The organism is Polaromonas sp. 39-63-25 (genome assembly GCF_002278925.1).
In the GTDB taxonomy this organism is placed as follows: Bacteria; Pseudomonadota; Gammaproteobacteria; order Burkholderiales; family Burkholderiaceae_C; genus Polaromonas.
In genome coordinates this window covers 1-2,080 of record NZ_NCJH01000045.1, presented here as the reverse complement: position 1 = coordinate 2,080, position 2,080 = coordinate 1, and the positions used below count along the sequence as shown (strand labels likewise).

Here is a 2,080-nt window from a genome sequence, read left to right as displayed (position 1 = left end):
CATCACTTGCGTGCGCTTGTTGTTGCGGGTGCGGTAGCCTTTGGTCAGGTTACCCCATGGATCGACAGGATGGCGACCTTCGCCGGTCTTGCCTTCGCCACCACCGTGTGGGTGGTCGACCGGGTTCATCACCACACCGCGAACGGTCGGGCGGATACCCATCCAGCGCTTGACACCGGCCTTGCCCAAGCGGCGCAGGCTGTGCTCTTCGTTGGCGACCTCGCCAATCGTGGCGCGGCATTCAACGTGGATCTTGCGCACTTCGCCGGAGCGCATGCGCACCTGGGCGTAGATGCCTTCGCGAGCCAGCAGCGTCGCCGATGTACCGGCCGAACGTGCAATCTGCGCGCCCTTGCCAATTTGCATCTCGATGCAGTGAATCGTCGAGCCCACCGGAATGTTGCGGATCGGCAGGGTGTTGCCGACACGGATCGGAGCCTCGGCACCGCTGACCAGCGTGGCGCCAACTTCAAGGCCGCGGGGGGCAATGATGTAGGCGCGCTCGCCGTCGGCGTAGCAGATCAGCGCAATGTGGGCCGTGCGGTTGGGGTCGTACTCGATACGTTCGACCTTGGCCGGAATGGCGTCCTTGTTGCGCTTGAAGTCGACCACACGGTAGTGGTGCTTGTGACCGCCGCCTTTGTGGCGCGTCGTGATGTGCCCGTTGTTGTTACGGCCGGCTTTCTGGAATTGTGGCTCCAGCAGCGGCGCGTAAGGCTCACCCTTGTGCAGGTGATCCCGGGAAATCTTCACCATCCCGCGCATGCCGGGGGAGGTGGGTTTCATTTTAATGACAGCCATGATTACGCAGCCTCCCCACCGATGTTCAGCTCTTGACCTGGCTTCAGCGTCACATAGGCTTTACGGATGTTGTCCCGACGGCCAGTGGATTTGCCAAAACGCTTGGTCTTGCCTTTTTGGTTGAGTACAGAAACGGCCTTGACGTCCACCTTGAACATCAATTCCACAGCGGCCTTGATTTCGGGTTTGGTGGCGTCCTGCAGGACCTTGAACAGCACGGCGTTGGATTTGTCCGCGACCATGGTTGCCTTTTCAGACACGATGGGGGCGACCAGCACCTGCATCAGGCGGCCTTCGTCAAATTTTGGTTTGGTGTTCACGGCGCTCATGCAAACATCTCCTTGAGTTTGTCCATGGCGGCCTTGGTGACCAGAACCTTTTTGTAGTGAACCAGCGACAGCGGATCCGCGTAGCGGGGTTCAACCACAAGAATGTTCACCAGATTGCGCGAAGCCAGGTACAGGTTTTCATCAACCTCGTCAGCGATGACGAGCACCGATTTGAGGTTCATGGCCTTAAATTTGTCGGCCAGGACTTTCGTCTTGGGCGAATCCACGGTCAATGAGTCCACCACAGCCAGGCGGCCTTCACGTGCCAACTGGGAGAAGATCGAAGCCATGCCGGCGCGATACATCTTCTTGTTGATTTTCTGCGTGAAGTTTTCGTCAGGCATGTTCGGGAAAATGCGACCGCCTCCGCGCCACAGCGGGGAAGAAGTCATACCGGCGCGAGCGCGGCCAGTACCCTTTTGCTTGAACGGCTTTTTCGTCGAGTGCTTGACCTGCTCACGGTCTTTCTGGGCACGCGTTCCCTGGCGGGCGTTGGCCTGGAAGGCCACGACCACCTGGTGAATCAGGCTTTCGTTGTATTCGCGACCAAAAACGGTATCGGGCACGTCCACTTTGGACGAAGCCAGACCCTGGTCATTCAGGAGTTCGACCTGCATCAGTTCGCTCCTTTGGCAGCTGCTACTGGTTTGGCTTTGATCGCGGCACGAACCGTGACAAAACCGCCTTTGGAACCAGGCACAGCGCCACGGATCATCAGCAGTTGACGGGCTTCGTCAATACGCACGATGTCGAGGTTTTGCGTGGTCTTGGTGACGTCACCGAGGTGGCCCGTCATGCGTTTACCGGGAAACACGCGACCGGGATCCTGCGCCATACCGATGGAGCCAGGCACGTTGTGCGAACGGCTGTTACCGTGCGACGCGCGCTGCGAGCTCATCTTGTGACGCTTGATGGTGCCGGCAAAGCCTTTACCAATGGAAGTACCCTGG

4 protein-coding genes are annotated in these 2,080 nt (G+C 58.9%); all 4 read right to left on the bottom strand.

Annotated elements, in window-relative coordinates; translation table 11 throughout:
* Positions 1 to 801 (bottom strand): 50S ribosomal protein L2 (rplB, locus tag B7X65_RS23770; protein ID WP_293596699.1); only part of this gene is annotated, 801 nt, incomplete at its 3' end.
* A 2-nt stretch (positions 802 to 803) separates the two neighbouring features.
* Positions 804 to 1,130: a 50S ribosomal protein L23 gene (gene rplW, locus B7X65_RS23765; protein ID WP_077593711.1), complete on the bottom strand. Its 327-nt coding sequence runs from the start codon at positions 1,128 to 1,130 to the stop codon at positions 804 to 806.
* Positions 1,127 to 1,747 (bottom strand): 50S ribosomal protein L4, encoded by a 621-nt coding sequence (gene rplD / locus B7X65_RS23760; RefSeq protein WP_077593710.1) that lies wholly within the window; start codon positions 1,745 to 1,747, stop codon positions 1,127 to 1,129. The genes rplW and rplD overlap by 4 nt, the downstream gene beginning before the upstream one ends.
* Positions 1,747 to 2,080 (bottom strand): 50S ribosomal protein L3 (gene rplC / locus B7X65_RS23755; protein ID WP_293596698.1); only part of this gene is annotated, 334 nt, incomplete at its 5' end. The genes rplC and rplD, both read right to left, overlap by 1 nt.